Source organism: Bacillota bacterium (genome assembly GCA_040754675.1).
Lineage (GTDB): Bacteria > Bacillota > Limnochordia > Limnochordales > Geochordaceae > Geochorda.
In genome coordinates, this window is record JBFMCJ010000156.1 from 1 (window position 1) to 1,172 (window position 1,172).

Here is a 1,172-nt window from a genome sequence, read left to right on the forward strand (position 1 = left end):
CGCACTGGGGGCAACTCCCCCTGGCGCACGGCGGCGTCGACTTCTGCGAAGAAGCCGGACAACCCTCCGACCGCTCCGTAAACGAGCGTGGCCCCCGCCGCCGGGCGAAAGAAGTTGTGAGGACGCTGCCGGACCTCTCGCTGGAGTGCCTCCCAGTCCACGCCTGACAGGCGAAACATCAGGGTCATCGGCTGGACCCCGGCCTCGGGCCGCCCGCCTCCTTCCCAGGCCTCCCCGGCCAGTACCGCCACATCCGCATCACCTGTGGCATCGATGAAGACCTGCCCGCTGACCGCGGTATACCCGCACTTGTGCGCCGCCACCACGGATCTGATCCGGCCGCCCTCCTGGACCACGTCCATGACGAGGCTGTGGAACAGTACCCTAACACCCGCCTCGACGATCATCTCGTCGGCTACGCGCTTGAACGTTTCCGGCTCAAACGGCGTGATGGTACCCACGAAGCCGACCGGATCGGGCACATGGCCGGGCGAGCCACCCAACCGAACCAACCGGTCGACCAATTCCTGGGCTAGCCCTCCGACCACCTGCAATCCGTCGGCCGTGTGAAACGTCTGCATGGGGTTGACGAGCCCGGCGGTCAGGTTTCCTCCGAAAAACCCGTGCCGTTCGATGACAACGGTCCGGGCGCCCTCCCGAGCGGCCGCCACCGCGGCGATGAGGCCGGCCGGCCCGCCCCCGCATACGACGACGTCGGCAGCCAGCTCTCGCTTGTGGCCGATAGAAGAGCCACCAGATACGGCCGTCACCGTTCCAGGCCTCCGGATGCGCTCTTCGGAGACCGCCCCGCACGGTCGAACGCCTCGACGGTCCGGCCAACCGCTTCGGGAGACGCTTCTCCGAACACGACGATGCCGGCCATCACCGCCGAGATGCCGGCCTGCCGCAGCCATTCCATGTCTCCCGGTTCGATGCGCCGTTCGGAGGGCACCACCACCGGCTTCGCAGTGGCCGTCGCGATAGCCCGGTACATTGCCACGTCCGCCAGGGTGAGGCGCCGCCCGTACCCCTCGGGCGGAACAACCGCCGCCTCGACGACGTGGACGTATGCCAGCTCGTTGAGCCCCCTCACCAGTTCAAGCGGGGTCCCGGGGCGGAGGGCTGCCATGATTTCAAGCCCGGCAACGTTCAGCACGTCCACGCCTAGTTCA

The 1,172-nt window shown here is 67.8% G+C and carries 2 protein-coding genes; both read right to left on the minus strand.

Features of this window, described 5'->3' with window-relative positions; translation table 11 throughout:
• Positions 1-770: FAD-dependent oxidoreductase (locus AB1609_10455; GenBank protein MEW6046888.1), on the minus strand; the 770-nt coding region annotated here is incomplete at its 3' end.
• A partial coding sequence (locus tag AB1609_10460) for a hypothetical protein (GenBank protein MEW6046889.1) occupies positions 767-1,172 on the minus strand: 406 nt, incomplete at its 5' end. The genes AB1609_10460 and AB1609_10455, both read right to left, overlap by 4 nt.